Genomic DNA, 13,281 nt, shown 5'->3' with positions numbered 1-13,281 from the left:
TAAAAAAAACAAACCTTGCTTAATTTTATTTAAGCAAGGTTTTTTTATTTATTATGGGCTTATTTTTTAGATTCTTCTACAGATACTTTTCTAAACTCTTTTAATAGTTTTTCAATTTCTAAAGTTGATTTACGAGCTCTTGGTCCTGCTGCTTTCACACCTTTCTCGATTAATGATTCTGATTCAGTTTTGAATGTTTCGAATTCTGCATTGATTTTTGATACTAGATCTTTCATGATGTTATTTTTAATTTAAGAATCCAAAAATATTCTTTTTGCTCTTAATACATAAATTAGATGCAATTAATTTTACTCAATGCTTTTAATCTTTAAATCAATTACTTTAATTTCACCGTCGGTTAAGAATCCTAGTTTTCCTTGTTGGCTTAAATTACTTTTTTCTATAGAGCACTCTAATGTCTTTTCATTATTAACAGAGAAGTATAATTGATTGTTCGTTACCCTAATTTTTACCGAATACCATTTGTCATTTTCTAATTTCATTGGCTTATTAAACAAAGTTGGACCGCCGCGTTTTTCGTATTCGTCACTTCCTTCTTTATAAACACCTTTCCCTATTACAATATTCTGATCAATATTATACAAATACGTTCTTATATATTGTTCTTTATCAATGTTTAGCATTACCTCAAATAGAGATCCTTTGGTCATGTTTACTCTAAATTCGATTTCATAATTTTTTGAGAGTTTCTTTTTAGATTTTATAACTCCCCAATGCATTGGTCCTCCAGTACCTATCAAAGTATCTTTTTTTAGTAACCACTCTTTTGAGTTAAAATTCCAATTTGATTTCAGTTTAGAAGTTTGAACAATTTTATATTCTTTTTTTGCAGTTGAAATTGTGCTAGAACACGAAATCATAACGAGAGATAGTATCAATAAACCGAAATATTTATTCTTCATTTTTGTTTTTAGTAAATTTATAATTATTTTTTTTAAGTCTTTTAGAAAACATAATTTTTAAAGGTAATTACATAATTTTGTAATGTACGAAGCAACGAGCTTTTTAAATTATATTATGAGCAATACATTTTCTGACAGCAACCAAATTGGGATGGTACCAACTTTCTCTGATCTTATACAGACCAGTTTCAAGGGAGAAATGAATGCGCTATGCTGGCACAGAAATTTGGATGGCGATTTTAACGAGATTGTAACCCAACTAGGTTTAAAAGAAAATATAACCGAAGTTTATCCTGAAGATTTACTCGCACTCCAACTATCAGAAAAGGGGAGTATAGCAAGGGAAATAATCTTAAAAGATTTACAATTATTAACTGATTTTGGCGCTTCGCCGGCTCTTAATTTATTGAAGTATTATGAACGTGATGATGAATTTGATTTCATATCTACAGATGTATATTCTTTTCATGTTGATCGTTCGCCCATTGCAACAGATACTTTTTTATGTACCTATCACGGAGCGGCAAGTGATATTGTTTCTAATTCGGAAGCAGCCCAAAAAGTTCTAATTCCGGAAATACGAGTCAAGCTAAAAGAACTGCATGACGGACCAGAGGAAGAATTCGAAGACTTCTTGAAGGAAAATTATTTTGATTTGCATTATCAGATACACGACGATGCAGAGCCTATTAATTTAGGCATAGGACATCTTTGGCGATTGGCTGTAGATCATCCAAAACAACAAGTGCTGCCTTGTATTCATAGAGCACCAATAGAAAATGAAGGGGAGTATAGGTTGTTGTTGATTTGTTAGGGAAATTGTTGAGACAATGTAGTTGAGAAAAGCTTATTTAAATCCTTGAAAACCGAATAGATTTATGGCAATAAGCAAAGTAGTTAATCACGAAACCCCTTAATAATACTATCTAATTCTCTCTATTTTCCTGATCTCTATGGAATTTAATAGAGTCTGTCTTTATAGTTTTTAAAAGAGAATCTATTATTGTTTTTTGAGAATCTGTACGTTTTTTGATTCTAATAAGATATAGACTATCTCTTTCTCTTTCTTGTTTAAAATACTTCGTAGAGATAGCTCTAGTGGTGTAATTCCAAACCATATTCATGTCGTTCAGAAATTTATTTCGAACATAAATAATTCCATTTTCTTCTATATAATCTACTCTGGAATCATTCAAAACCCATTTTATGTTCTTATAGTAACTTGGAGAAATCTCATTTGGCTTGGCAAATTTGTAAAGATCATTGTCAAAAAAAGTTATTTGACGTGTATATTCTCTTTCTGCTACAATTACTGGCTTAAGTTCGACGTATCTATTTTCCCAATAATAGTAACCAGAAAACAAAAGAACTAGAGCGATTAAGGTTACGTATATTTTCTTTTTCATTTTAATGAATAAACCTCTTAATAATAGTGTTTAATTCTCTTTATTTTCCTGATCTCTATGGAATTTAATAGAGTCTGTCTTTATAGTCTTTAAAACAGAATCTATTTTTTTTCTCCGAGAATCTACATACTCCTTTTCGGAAATAAGATTAATGCTATCCATTTCTCTTTTTATTTTAAAATACTTGGTAGAGATAGCTCTAGTAGTGTAATTCCAAACCATCTCCATGTCGTTCAGAAATTTATTTCGAACATAAATAATTCCATTTTCTTCAATATAATCCACTCTGGAATCATTCAATACCCATCTTATGTTCTTATAGTAACTTGGAGAAATCTCATTTGGTTTTGCAAATTTATAGTAGTCATTTTGAAAGAATACTATTTGGCGATCGTATCCTTTTGAAATTACCGGCTTAAGTTCGACGTATCTATTTTCCCAATAATAGTAGCCAGAAAACAAAAGAACTAGAGCGATTAAGGTTATGTATATTTTCTTTTTCATTTTTCTATTTTAATTTAAGATATAAATCACCTGAAGAAGTAAATTTAAAGGTTTTTTCGAAACTTTGCTTCCAGTTTCCTCTCATTTCAAATGGTTTTGCCCCGCAATATTTTTCAACCAACAATGCATCAGAATCCTTAACACTTCCAAAGCTGGGTATGTAAGCTTTAGCCCCTTTATGCCAATTGTAAGTATCGTGCCAAGAATGAATTATATACCCTGATAACGTATAATTATCTTTCCCCTTATTAGTGACCTTAAAAAAACATCTTGAAGTCAAAATACTAGTACCACTAGTATAATACAACTCGCCAAAAATTCCTCCAGTAAATTGCTTGTCATAATAAGTAGTAAAGTTCCTAGGCTTTCCTTCTTCCAGAGTTAGCAGAAAAATCCCAAAATTAGTGTCATAATCAATTTCAAAACGTTCAAGATTTACATTTTCTGCGGCAATAACCTCACTTTGCTTTCTCAACCAGTTAAAGTCCATGGTTTTTGTAAATCCTGTACCGTCTAACCACCATTGTAAACAATCTGCTGCCATATTGAAATTTCTTTCTCTGGCTTTTTTAATCATTTCAAGGTAATTCTTTTTTAACATTAAAGCTTTGTCTTTTTCGCTCAGCTGGAGATAGAAGTTTCTAGCTTTTGAACTTCCTTGTTCATTCCAAAAAGGATCTCCAAATAATTTTTTGTACTCTGAAGGATCTAAATTAGTTTTTGATTTAAAAATATCTTCATTCATATTTTATAATTATTTAATTATCTCTCAAATTTGAGATATCCAAATAACTACCATGCCTGAAATAAGGTTTAAGAATATTACTAAAAGTCTAAATATTGTTTTTGTATAAATTCGATCTCTCGGATATGCGCAACGAGAGCACGGAAAATCTTTCTGTGCCTATAAAGTAATTAGTTTCGTCAAAATTAGATTTAAGGGTATTAAATTATTGACTTCTAAATGGAATAAATTTTGTTTTTTTACATATAAATTCTCCCCTAAACAAAAACCTATGATAAGAAATTTTTTAATAGCCATTAGTTTTTTATTGTTATTGAGCTGTCAAAATACTACAGTTCCGGCAATGGCAGAGCCGGCTTCTGAAAATATCAAAAAGACTGTACCACAACAAGCAATAAAATTAGAAAAGCATCACGATAGTAAGCCAGAAGATAATGAAGTTTATAATGCTTCTGCGGTAGAAACTCTGCCAAAATTTCCGGGAGGTATTGAAAAGTTTTATGCTTTTTTAAAGAAAAATTATGTTATACCACAAGAATTAATGGATGATGAAGCTTCCAGAGGCGGTGTTTTTGCAACTATAAAAATTGAAAAAGACGGCAGTTTGTCTGAAATAAAAATTCTTCGTGATTTTGGTTACGGATCGGGAAAAGAATTAGAAAGGGTTTTAAGATTATCCCCAAACTGGATTCCGGCAATCAAAGATGGAAATCCAGTACGATGTTTATATAATATTCCGTATTATGTTCAATAATTAATAATAACTATTGTTTATAATAGTTGTCTTTAGAATGTTTAAACCACTGCTGCAAAGTCTCCCGACTTCTTGCCGTTCCAATATTCTATAATATGATGCTATTACTTTTTGAGACTTCTCTTTGTTGATTCTCTATGCGGGTGCGAAGTCAGGAGACCTTCGCACAGTTTTTCATAAGAACTCTTCGGGGAGCGGGCTGATAGTGTTTTGATTGCACTTTATCTTGTTTAATAGTGGCTGTTGTATTATTTTTTTTTTTAAGAGTTAAGTTTTAAGCATAGTGCGATAGAAGTTTTGTTTGAGATTATACAATTTAGGATAATATAGTATTATTTGATGATAATATTGTATTTCTAAAATCTTATGAATTATTGTTTTTTTTGCTTAAAAATTAATTATGAATAATCATATATTTAAAAACACTTCAAATATGCCTTAGACGATTAAAGTTTAAAGTAAATATTACAAAATATATTTATTTTATCATTTTGCTGTCTTTAAAAAGTATTCATACTCTCAATTTATATAAAATTTTCAATTTGTTTTGAAACCAATATTAATGACTAAAACACTGATTATTTCATGAAAATACAAATATTAATGGTATTAATATTTTTTTACACATCAGGATATTCACAAGATATTTTTGAGTACGAGAAAAAAAATATAGATATCGAAAAAGATGATTTTAATATCGAAGTTTCTCAATTTATTAATTTAAAATCGACACAAAATGCATTCTAAACTTTTTAAAACCTGTTTCGTTGTGATGATATTTTTTACAGGCAAGGCTACTAGTCAGGAAACCATTACGGTATCCACTGAAAATACAGTTCTAGTTCTGCAAATAGATAAAGACAGCTCTTTATTGGCTACCTACCTTGGGAAAAAACTAAAAAATACAGATGAATATGCGGTCATCAATTCGCTGGATAAGTTTAAGGTGGGTAATGATGATTTGTTTAACAAGCGGGAAGCCTACGTAGCTTCCGGCTCGCTTAACCTGATGGAACCTGCCCTGTCTGTAACCCACAGCGATGGAAATAAATCCGCCGTGTTGAAGTATGTGAATCACGAAGTAAAAAAAATTGATGATAACCAGACATTGACTACTATTGTGTTGAACGATGCGAGGTACAAATTCCAGGTTACATTATTTTACAAGGCCTATTATAAAGAAGATGTAATTGAACAATGGTCGGAAATAGAGCATAAGGAAAAGGGTAATGTTGTGCTGAATAAATATGCTTCTGCGAACCTTACACTTCAGGGTAAAAAGTTTTTCCTTAAAAATCATTACAGTGGTTGGGGGCGTGAGATGCTGTCGGAAGAACAGCAGTTATTGCATGGCATCCGCACACTTGATTCAAAGCTGGGTACACGCAGCAACCTGTTGCATTCATCCTCATTCATGATATCGATCAACAAGCCCGCAGGCGAAACAGAAGGTGAAGTAATTGCTGGTTCATTGGAATGGTCTGGTAACTTTAAAATTGATTTTGAAACCTTTGATGAATACTACTTGCGGGTAACAGCGGGCATCAATAATTTTTCATCGAACTACACATTAAAACCATCTGAGAAGTTCACTACACCACGTTTTGTTTACACTTATTCTGATGAAGGTAAGGGCAGGGCAAGCCGTAACTTGCAACGCTGGGCCAGAAACTATCAATTGGCGCAAGGCAGCGGCCAACGCCAAACCATATTAAACAATTGGGAAACTACTTATTTCGATTTCAATGATGAAAAACTGAGCGAGCTCACTAAAGACACAAAGAAACTAGGAGTGGATGTTTTTCTGTTAGACGATGGGTGGTTTGGTAATAAATACCCCCGCAACGGAGCCTCAGCAGGGTTGGGTGACTGGCAGTATAATAAGCAAAAACTCAAGAATGGTATCAGCTCTATAGGTAAGGAAGCTACTGCCCATGGCGTAAAGTTTGGTATATGGATAGAACCCGAAATGGTGAATCCTAAAAGCGAATTGTATGAAAAAAATCCTGACTGGATCATCAGGCAACCAGGTATAAAAGAATTTTATATGCGCAACCAACTTGTGCTTGATCTTACTAATCCAGCGGTTCAGGATTTTGTATACAACACTGTGGAGCAGTTGTTTAAAGATGTACCTGAATTGGCATTCATCAAATGGGATTGTAATTCACTTATCTATAATGCCCACTCACCATTCTTAAAAAACCAGGATCACTTTTATATTGAATATGTTCGTGGTTTAAACAAAGTATTGGAAAGAGTAAGAGCCAAACATCCAAAAACACCTATGATGCTTTGTGCAGGTGGTGGCTCAAGAGTTGATTATGCTGCCCTGCAGTACTTCACGGAGTTTTGGCCGAGCGATAATACCAACCCGTTTGACAGAATATTTATGCAATGGGAATATTCATATTATTTTCCTTCTATTGCTGTGGACAATCATGTAACGGATATGGGCAAACAATCCATCAAGTTTAAAACAGATGTTGCCATGATGGGCAAACTGGGTTTCGATATTCGGGTAAATGAATTAGATGCTAAGGATTTACTGTATGCACAAAATGCAGTGAAGCTGTATAATGGAATTAAAGATATCATCTGGCATGGCGATCAATACAGGTTACAAAACCCAGATGATGAAAAAGTGGCATCGATGGCATACGTAAAGGAGACTCAAGAAGAGGTAATTGTGTTTAACTATTATGTAGCCACTACATTCAATACCACCATTGGGTTGCCTATTAAAATGCAGGGACTGGATCCAAAAAAACAATATAGAATTGAAGAAGTAAATCTTTATCCCGAAACACAGTCACCCATTGATAGCTCCAAGATTTATTCGGGAGATTTTCTGATGAAGGTTGGTTTTAATCCTGAAGTCAATGCTAGAAGAACCAGTGTAATCTTGCAGGTGAAGGCTGTGAATTAAGTTAATTTGTTAAGGAAAGAAAATTTAGGCAAACATTACAACAAAATAGGTTTAAATACCTATTTTGTTTTTTATTTTAATTCCCGATACCTTGGATATGCACAACGATAGCGCGAAAATTATTCCTGCTGGCGAAGTCTCCCGACTTCGTACCCGTTCCAACATTCTATAATATGATACTATTACTTTTTGAGACTTCTCTTTGTTGATTCTCTATGCGGGTGCGAAGTCAGGAGACCTTCGCCTTTACTTTGGATTAGATAAAAAACTTTAATTTTATTCAAAGGAAAGCAGAGGTGAACTTTAGACTTCGCTAGTTAAGAACCATGCTGTGCATTAGTCCTCTGCCTTCTCCTTGAATCCCGTTGAATTGCTTCAAATAGAATGATAGACATGACGGTCTAATAAAGGCTCTAAAGAAGTTCAACATTTTTATTCATCTTAAATTCAAAGTTATGAAAAAGTATTTATTTTATGTTGGTATTGATGTATCAAAAGCAAAATTGGATATTAATATTCTTGATTCTTTAACTCTTAAATCAGAGCATTTTATCATAGAAAACAATATTAAGAGTATTTCTATTTTTATTAAAAAACTGGATAGAAAAGTTGATAAAGGATGTACTCTTTTTTGTTGCGAGAACACAGGTGTTTATACCAATCATTTATCAAGTGTTTTAGTGAAACTTAATCTAGATTTATGGATTGTTCCCGCTATTGAAATAAAAAAATCTAAAGGAATTTCAAGAGGAAAAAATGACAAAACTGATGCTAAAGATATTTCTTATTACAGTTATAGAAATATAGATAAATTAAAACTATTCGCTTTCGCAAGCATGGATATTCAGAAATTAAAAATTCTTTATACTGAAAGAGAGAAAATGCTAAAAGCGTTATTACTTCTACAAGCGACTAAGGAAAGTAAAGCTTTCACGGATAAAATAATTTTTAAAGAAGTATCACAAATTAACCAAACTCTTGTCAAATCTATTAAAAATTCCATCCATAAAATTGAGTCAAAAATTAAAGAAGTCATCAAAGCAAACGATCAATTAACTAAGCAAGCTCAACTTATCAAATCGATTCCTGGATTGGGAGAACAAACCAGCGTATATTTGATTATTGCAACAAAAGGATTTACAGCTTTTAAAAACTGGAGACAATTTGCCTGTTATTCTGGTGTTGCGCCTTTTGAACATAGTTCAGGTTCGAGTGTAAAAGGAAGGACAAGAGTAAATCATATGGCAGATAAAAAAATGAAGTCATTATTGCAAATGTGTGCTATGACAACATTAAAATATGATCCACAATTAAAAGAATATTACAAAAAGAAAAAAGCGGAAGGTAAAAACTCAATGTTGGTTTTAAATAATATTAGATGCAAACTTATAAGCAGAGTTTTCGCTGTTATAACTAGAGAAACTCCCTATATAAATACTTATAAATTTGCATCTTGAATTTTAACTCTTTTTACTTGTTTTTCATCATAGAATGCACAGCTTTTCATAAGAACTCTTCGGGGAGCGGGGTTACAAATCCTCGCGATAGGGCTTAGTATTGTTGATTTGTTGAGGGAATAAAATTTTGGCAAACATTACAAAAAACGGGTATAAATATCTATTTTGTTTTTATTTTAGTATAAGAACGTTGTGTATATTTAATACAAAATCAGCAAACAAAAAACATTTAAAATATGAAAAGAATAATATTACTATTTACTATAATGATTGGACTAAATAGTTGTGGTCAGAAAAATGAAAATTCAGTAGAAAGTGAAAAATTTGAAACAAAAATTCTAAAAATGAATGATGACGAATTATTGGCTTATTCAAATCAATTGTACGATTCTAATTCAGAAAATGCAAAAACCATAATTGCTTTTCAAGAATGCGTAAAAAGAAATATAGACAAAGGAAATAGTTTATATAGACTTGGAGTAAGTTACATTGGAAAAGGAGAAACTGAAACGGGAATAGAAAACCTTGAAGAATCAATTAAAATAAATCCGAAGAATTTTAAAGCATATTTTAATATTGGTGCGGTTTGTTATGATACAAGACAATTTGAAAAATCAATCAAATTTTATAAAAAATCATTAGAAATTGAACCTAAAAATGATGCAAGTTATTACGGAATTGCTTTATCTGAGTATGTTCTGAATGAAATAAAAAGTAGTAAAGAAAATTGTAAAAAAGCACTACAATTAAATCCAAATAATGAGAATGCTAAATTATTAATAGCAAAATACTAAATAGAATAGACTTCGGATAACAGCGACTGTAATCGCATAAAATCGGGATGATTTATAATTTGTCAAAAAAATATCTATTGAAAATACAAAACTAATAGTTTTAATCTATATTTTTAATTTTTTAAATCATAAAAAAATGGAAAAGATAAATATTTTAATAAATGATATTCAACAATTTGAAGTTGAATCGAAAGAACAGTATAACAGAAATGAAGAAATAAATCGAGAGCAATATTTTAAATTGGTGGATCGTATAGAAGAATTAGCTTTTGAAGATTTTAGTACATCTGAAAAGTTTGAATATTTTTTCCAATATTGGAATCAAGATAATAGAAAAGCCACAAGATTTGTAATAAGTAATTCATTTATAGATAACTATATAGACTTGAATTCCTTTCTAATACTTTCAAATGATTTTGTTGGAGCTGTAAATTGGTTAAAAAACTGATTAAATAATAAACAACTACTACCAATACATATTTTATCCGAGTGCTGAGATATGCGTAAAACCCTTCATGACAGAGAGGTGCATAGTATAAATAAAAAAAGCACTTAATTTGAGTGCTTTTTTTATGGTACTTTGTTAGGAGTAACTGCTTCGTCTTTTGGATATAAATTTGGTACTGGAACATCATAAATTTTAAAATCTTTCACATTACTCATTTCATAAATAAGTGTTTGATTTTTTGACTTATCATAAATAAAAATATTATCGTTGGTTTTACCTATCAAGTATATATTAAATTTTTTACCTGTTTCTACAATTTTAGATTCATTGTAGCAAAAATAGAGACGGTCAGATTTTGGAAAATAGTTTACTTCGTTAATAATCAATTGACACATAAAGTAAGGTATGATCAAAATGACACTAAAATATGCTTTTAGATTGTATGATGTAATTTTAAATTTATAGCGTATAAGTTTGCTTAACCTATCAATAGCATGTATAATACCAATTACGACCAATGCTGTAACGCTAAACAAAGGTCTGTTTATTGATGAATCAATTCCTAAAAGCAACATTATAAACAAACCTATAAAAATTATAAATAAAATATAAAAAATGGCTATAGTTTTTCGTATAGAGAGTTTATTAAAAGTCTGATTTTTGACTTGAAAAGACTTTTTAGAAGTTCCTGCCACGACTAATAGGACAAGGGTAGAAAAAATTATAATCTTAATCGTATTACTTAGGAATAGTGTCAAAACCCCTTGTAAATCTGTGTAGTAAAAAATATTTATACCATAAAAGCCATAATATACAAAAACGTAGATTATGGAGTAAAATGTAAATAAAATTCCTAAATTTTTAAAAGTTAAATTGTCGGTCATTTAATCAGATTTCAAAATCAATTTTATTACGTCGACAATATTCTTCAATACTTGCATGCATTAATATAGTGTGTCCATTAGAGATAACAACGTAAATTCTTAATTCAGTTCCAGCGGGCAATAAACGACAAGCTTGTAAAGTTGCCTCCTTATTTGATAGAGTATGGTGTACAGTCCTAGAAATAGCTACTACTGGAGCAATTAAATTTGCATTAGATGCAAAAGGTTGTATTAATAAATTTTGATCTTCGGGTCCGACAAAAGTATAGTCATTCCCTAATAAAAAAGGTTGAAATTTCTTTTCTAATTTAAATACTTCTTCGTTCATGTTTTTTGGTTTGTTAATTTTATAAATGTTTAAATATGATTTTCGACAATGATTTTACCATCATTATCTTTATAAACTGTTTGGCTAAATTCTATTTGCACACAGCCACCTCTATTTTTGGTACGATAAAAGTCTAACCCGCCAAAATGGACAGGTAATTCAGGGTCAAAAATCTTTAATTGCTCAATAAGCTCTCCAACAGTTATTTCCATAGTTATATAGTTTTTATTTCAAATATACTTTTATTTTTTTATGTTTGTTTAAATAAAAAAAACATGACATTTTCTGAAGTTTTTAAAGATATGGTAGAAGCATCAAAAGAAAGAATAAAAACACCTATTGCTGGAGCTTTCACTTTAGCATTTGTACTTTACAATTGGAGACCCATCGCACTCTTATTAAGTTCAAAAAAAACAATTGAAGAGAATATCAATTTTATCGATAAAAATTTTATAGGCCTGCATACAATTTTAAATCCATTTATAATTGCATTGATTTATTCAATGGTTATTCCCATTGTTGGGTTGCTATTAGATATGTTTTTAGTTTTTGTTAAAAGAAAGAGATTAGAAATTATTTACAATAATAAAGGATTCGTTTACGACCTTAAAATTAAAATTACCAGTAAAGCTCTACAATTAAGAAAAGAAGAATTAGAAGTTGATCGCTTGAATGCTCAAGTAGAACTTGCAAGAAAACAAATTGATGATTTAGATGATAAACTTATAAATCGAACTCAAAAAGTATTGCATAGAACTCAAGAATTCCAAGAATTTAATAAAATTTTACAGAATTTTAGTGCTAGGGAAATTAGAATTATATTAAGTACATTCAAAAATCTATCAAAAAAACAATTAGAAGATTTCGACCTTTCTATATTAGATGATTCAGTATTATCCAAGTTTGAATTTATGAGTATGATAACAGTCAACAATGGAAATCAAACCTTGTCAGAATTAGGAATTAAATTTATTGATTTTGCAATTGAAGTAGGATATGATTTAAATATTTAGTAAAAAATGAATTAGTAAAAAAGCCTCGACTTTTTACAGTTATTTCTTAATATTGGTTTGATTTTCTCTTTTCTAGAAATTACATCTAAGAAATTTAGTTTTAATTCTGAGTTTTTATGACAGATACATTTTAAATTGCAAATTGCCAAAATGGCGCAAGGTCAAAGATATTTTCGAAATGCTTTTGTGGTAAACTTTGTATAGCAGAGGTTTAGTGTTTTTAAAATTAATTAGCACTTATAAAAGATTTTAAGTACTCTTCATTTTCGCAGGCAATTTTATCTTGGCAATAATCTAGATTTATTTCATTTATTTCTTTTACAAGTTCTGAAGAACAATATGTAATTATGTAATTTGGAACTTGAGGATTTTTATAAAGCTTTTCAGAATAAAAACGGATGTATATTTTGCTTTCCAAAGGCAAACTTATAAAAGCAATATCCTTTATGTCTAGATTAAAATATTCATTGATTCTTTCTCGTGCAGTTCCAGCAGAGAAATCGGGAACAATAAAAAAATCGGTTTCACTTTCAGGAATTAATATTTCAAAAATCAATCTACCCATTTTTTGAAATATCTTTTCGGTTATTTCAATGAAACTCACCATATTGCTATATTTCACTTCTTTTTTATACTCAAAGACCTCTTCAATTTGAGTTTTTAATTCTGGGGTACAACGTGAGTGAAAATTTGCAAAAATTTCTTCGAGTGCATTGTCTGTCTCTTTCTTAAATCTAGGAGTTCGCATTTCTCCAATAATTCCATATTTTGCAAAATAAGTTAAAGCGGAATTTACACCTTCGGTAAATTCTTTATTACTCACAAATTTTTTGATTATTTGAGTGTTTCTTGAAAAGTCTTTTTCAAAATAATCATTCAATTCTTTTTCGATAGAATAGTGGTCAACTTCTCCTTTTTTAAACTTAGAGTTTAATTTCGGTTCACTAAATAACGATTTGGTAGTTTTTTTAAAATATTGCCTTTTTTCAATTTTATCATAGACATAAATTTTTTTCTGTTCATTATTAAAAAAGTTTTTTATGTGTACTTGAGAAACAAAATGATGATTAATGGGAGGATTCATAAAAAGTAATTT

At 30.3% G+C, this 13,281-nt stretch carries 17 protein-coding genes; 8 read left to right on the top strand and 9 right to left on the bottom strand.

The annotated features are described in order from the left end of the window. Nucleotides 1-59: 59 nt before the first annotated feature. Both ACJ6WR_RS00230 and ACJ6WR_RS00225 read right to left on the bottom strand, forming a co-directional pair. Complete coding sequence (locus tag ACJ6WR_RS00230; protein ID WP_035621526.1) at nt 60-236, bottom strand: histone H1; 177 nt, start codon at nt 234-236, stop codon at nt 60-62. Between the two features lie 72 nt (nt 237-308). Further along, on the bottom strand, nt 309-923 hold the full coding sequence (locus ACJ6WR_RS00225; protein WP_409416711.1) for a family 16 glycoside hydrolase: 615 nt from the start codon (nt 921-923) through the stop codon (nt 309-311). A 115-nt stretch (nt 924-1,038) separates the two neighbouring features. Between ACJ6WR_RS00225 and ACJ6WR_RS00220 the strand changes: the two genes are divergently transcribed. Next, on the top strand, nt 1,039-1,737 hold the full coding sequence (locus tag ACJ6WR_RS00220) for a DUF1826 domain-containing protein (RefSeq protein ID WP_409416710.1): 699 nt from the start codon (nt 1,039-1,041) through the stop codon (nt 1,735-1,737). A gap of 112 nt (nt 1,738-1,849) precedes the next feature. On the opposite strand, the gene ACJ6WR_RS00215 is transcribed toward ACJ6WR_RS00220, so the two are convergent. The 3 genes from ACJ6WR_RS00215 to ACJ6WR_RS00205 are packed head-to-tail and all read right to left on the bottom strand — an operon-like array spanning nt 1,850 to nt 3,578. Beyond that, complete coding sequence (locus tag ACJ6WR_RS00215) at nt 1,850-2,329, bottom strand: hypothetical protein (RefSeq protein ID WP_039116213.1); 480 nt, start codon at nt 2,327-2,329, stop codon at nt 1,850-1,852. 30 nt (nt 2,330-2,359) lie between these two features. Continuing rightward, the gene (locus ACJ6WR_RS00210) at nt 2,360-2,833 is read right to left on the bottom strand and encodes a hypothetical protein (RefSeq protein WP_039119703.1); all 474 of its coding nucleotides are present in this window, start codon (nt 2,831-2,833) and stop codon (nt 2,360-2,362) included. Nucleotides 2,834-2,837: 4 nt separating this feature from the next. Next, nucleotides 2,838-3,578, bottom strand: a complete 741-nt coding sequence (locus ACJ6WR_RS00205; RefSeq protein ID WP_409416709.1) for a hypothetical protein — start codon at nt 3,576-3,578, stop codon at nt 2,838-2,840. Nucleotides 3,579-3,849: 271 nt separating this feature from the next. On the opposite strand from ACJ6WR_RS00205, the gene ACJ6WR_RS00200 reads away from it, so the two are divergent. The 6 genes from ACJ6WR_RS00200 to ACJ6WR_RS00175 all read left to right on the top strand — a co-directional run bounded on the left by ACJ6WR_RS00200 (nt 3,850) and on the right by ACJ6WR_RS00175 (nt 9,960). Beyond that, nucleotides 3,850-4,332, top strand: coding sequence for an energy transducer TonB (locus tag ACJ6WR_RS00200; RefSeq protein WP_409416708.1), 483 nt, complete (start codon nt 3,850-3,852; stop codon nt 4,330-4,332). Nucleotides 4,333-4,917: 585 nt separating this feature from the next. Continuing rightward, on the top strand, nt 4,918-5,079 hold the full coding sequence (locus tag ACJ6WR_RS00195; protein ID WP_165572130.1) for a hypothetical protein: 162 nt from the start codon (nt 4,918-4,920) through the stop codon (nt 5,077-5,079). Continuing rightward, nucleotides 5,069-7,261 (top strand): alpha-galactosidase, encoded by a 2,193-nt coding sequence (locus tag ACJ6WR_RS00190; RefSeq protein WP_409416707.1) that lies wholly within the window; start codon nt 5,069-5,071, stop codon nt 7,259-7,261. The genes ACJ6WR_RS00195 and ACJ6WR_RS00190 overlap by 11 nt, the downstream gene beginning before the upstream one ends. A gap of 455 nt (nt 7,262-7,716) precedes the next feature. Then, on the top strand, nt 7,717-8,718 hold the full coding sequence (locus ACJ6WR_RS00185) for an IS110 family transposase (RefSeq protein WP_409415845.1): 1,002 nt from the start codon (nt 7,717-7,719) through the stop codon (nt 8,716-8,718). 236 nt (nt 8,719-8,954) lie between these two features. Continuing rightward, a complete protein-coding gene (locus tag ACJ6WR_RS00180) occupies nt 8,955-9,512 on the top strand; it encodes a tetratricopeptide repeat protein (RefSeq protein ID WP_409416706.1) in 558 nt (185 codons plus the stop codon). Between the two features lie 136 nt (nt 9,513-9,648). Then, the gene (locus tag ACJ6WR_RS00175) at nt 9,649-9,960 is read left to right on the top strand and encodes a hypothetical protein (RefSeq protein ID WP_409416705.1); all 312 of its coding nucleotides are present in this window, start codon (nt 9,649-9,651) and stop codon (nt 9,958-9,960) included. A gap of 122 nt (nt 9,961-10,082) precedes the next feature. Here the strand turns inward: ACJ6WR_RS00175 and ACJ6WR_RS00170 are convergent, their stop codons facing one another. From ACJ6WR_RS00170 to ACJ6WR_RS00160, 3 genes are read right to left on the bottom strand one after another with little or no spacing between them, the layout of a single operon-like run. Next, nucleotides 10,083-10,844 (bottom strand): hypothetical protein, encoded by a 762-nt coding sequence (locus tag ACJ6WR_RS00170; protein WP_409416704.1) that lies wholly within the window; start codon nt 10,842-10,844, stop codon nt 10,083-10,085. A gap of 4 nt (nt 10,845-10,848) precedes the next feature. Next, on the bottom strand, nt 10,849-11,172 hold the full coding sequence (locus ACJ6WR_RS00165; protein WP_409416703.1) for a hypothetical protein: 324 nt from the start codon (nt 11,170-11,172) through the stop codon (nt 10,849-10,851). A gap of 29 nt (nt 11,173-11,201) precedes the next feature. Further along, nucleotides 11,202-11,384, bottom strand: a complete 183-nt coding sequence (locus tag ACJ6WR_RS00160; protein WP_409416702.1) for a hypothetical protein — start codon at nt 11,382-11,384, stop codon at nt 11,202-11,204. Nucleotides 11,385-11,447: 63 nt separating this feature from the next. On the opposite strand from ACJ6WR_RS00160, the gene ACJ6WR_RS00155 reads away from it, so the two are divergent. After that, nucleotides 11,448-12,185, top strand: a complete 738-nt coding sequence (locus ACJ6WR_RS00155; protein WP_409416701.1) for a hypothetical protein — start codon at nt 11,448-11,450, stop codon at nt 12,183-12,185. Nucleotides 12,186-12,411: 226 nt separating this feature from the next. Here ACJ6WR_RS00155 and ACJ6WR_RS00150 read toward each other — a convergent pair whose 3' ends face one another. After that, the gene (locus tag ACJ6WR_RS00150; protein WP_409416700.1) at nt 12,412-13,269 is read right to left on the bottom strand and encodes a DUF4238 domain-containing protein; all 858 of its coding nucleotides are present in this window, start codon (nt 13,267-13,269) and stop codon (nt 12,412-12,414) included. Nucleotides 13,270-13,281 lie beyond the last annotated feature (12 nt).

This window comes from Flavobacterium sp. PS2 (assembly GCF_046250155.1).
Lineage (GTDB): Bacteria > Bacteroidota > Bacteroidia > Flavobacteriales > Flavobacteriaceae > Flavobacterium.
The sequence above is the reverse complement of the archived record's forward strand: the minus strand, read 5'-3'. Positions and strand labels throughout refer to the sequence as shown.

Bases quoted from the DNA above. Each gene is read 5' to 3' on its own strand.
- ACJ6WR_RS00230 (WP_035621526.1), bottom strand. From the start codon at position 236: ATGAAAGATCTAGTATCAAAAATCAATGCAGAATTCGAAACATTCAAA.
- ACJ6WR_RS00225 (WP_409416711.1), bottom strand. From the start codon at position 923: ATGAAGAATAAATATTTCGGTTTATTGATACTATCTCTCGTTATGATT.
- ACJ6WR_RS00220 (WP_409416710.1), top strand. From the start codon at position 1,039: ATGAGCAATACATTTTCTGACAGCAACCAAATTGGGATGGTACCAACT.
- ACJ6WR_RS00215 (WP_039116213.1), bottom strand. From the start codon at position 2,329: ATGAAAAAGAAAATATACGTAACCTTAATCGCTCTAGTTCTTTTGTTT.
- ACJ6WR_RS00210 (WP_039119703.1), bottom strand. From the start codon at position 2,833: ATGAAAAAGAAAATATACATAACCTTAATCGCTCTAGTTCTTTTGTTT.
- ACJ6WR_RS00205 (WP_409416709.1), bottom strand. From the start codon at position 3,578: ATGAATGAAGATATTTTTAAATCAAAAACTAATTTAGATCCTTCAGAG.
- ACJ6WR_RS00200 (WP_409416708.1), top strand. From the start codon at position 3,850: ATGATAAGAAATTTTTTAATAGCCATTAGTTTTTTATTGTTATTGAGC.
- ACJ6WR_RS00195 (WP_165572130.1), top strand. From the start codon at position 4,918: ATGAAAATACAAATATTAATGGTATTAATATTTTTTTACACATCAGGA.
- ACJ6WR_RS00190 (WP_409416707.1), top strand. From the start codon at position 5,069: ATGCATTCTAAACTTTTTAAAACCTGTTTCGTTGTGATGATATTTTTT.
- ACJ6WR_RS00185 (WP_409415845.1), top strand. From the start codon at position 7,717: ATGAAAAAGTATTTATTTTATGTTGGTATTGATGTATCAAAAGCAAAA.
- ACJ6WR_RS00180 (WP_409416706.1), top strand. From the start codon at position 8,955: ATGAAAAGAATAATATTACTATTTACTATAATGATTGGACTAAATAGT.
- ACJ6WR_RS00175 (WP_409416705.1), top strand. From the start codon at position 9,649: ATGGAAAAGATAAATATTTTAATAAATGATATTCAACAATTTGAAGTT.
- ACJ6WR_RS00170 (WP_409416704.1), bottom strand. From the start codon at position 10,844: ATGACCGACAATTTAACTTTTAAAAATTTAGGAATTTTATTTACATTT.
- ACJ6WR_RS00165 (WP_409416703.1), bottom strand. From the start codon at position 11,172: ATGAACGAAGAAGTATTTAAATTAGAAAAGAAATTTCAACCTTTTTTA.
- ACJ6WR_RS00160 (WP_409416702.1), bottom strand. From the start codon at position 11,384: ATGGAAATAACTGTTGGAGAGCTTATTGAGCAATTAAAGATTTTTGAC.
- ACJ6WR_RS00155 (WP_409416701.1), top strand. From the start codon at position 11,448: ATGACATTTTCTGAAGTTTTTAAAGATATGGTAGAAGCATCAAAAGAA.
- ACJ6WR_RS00150 (WP_409416700.1), bottom strand. From the start codon at position 13,269: ATGAATCCTCCCATTAATCATCATTTTGTTTCTCAAGTACACATAAAA.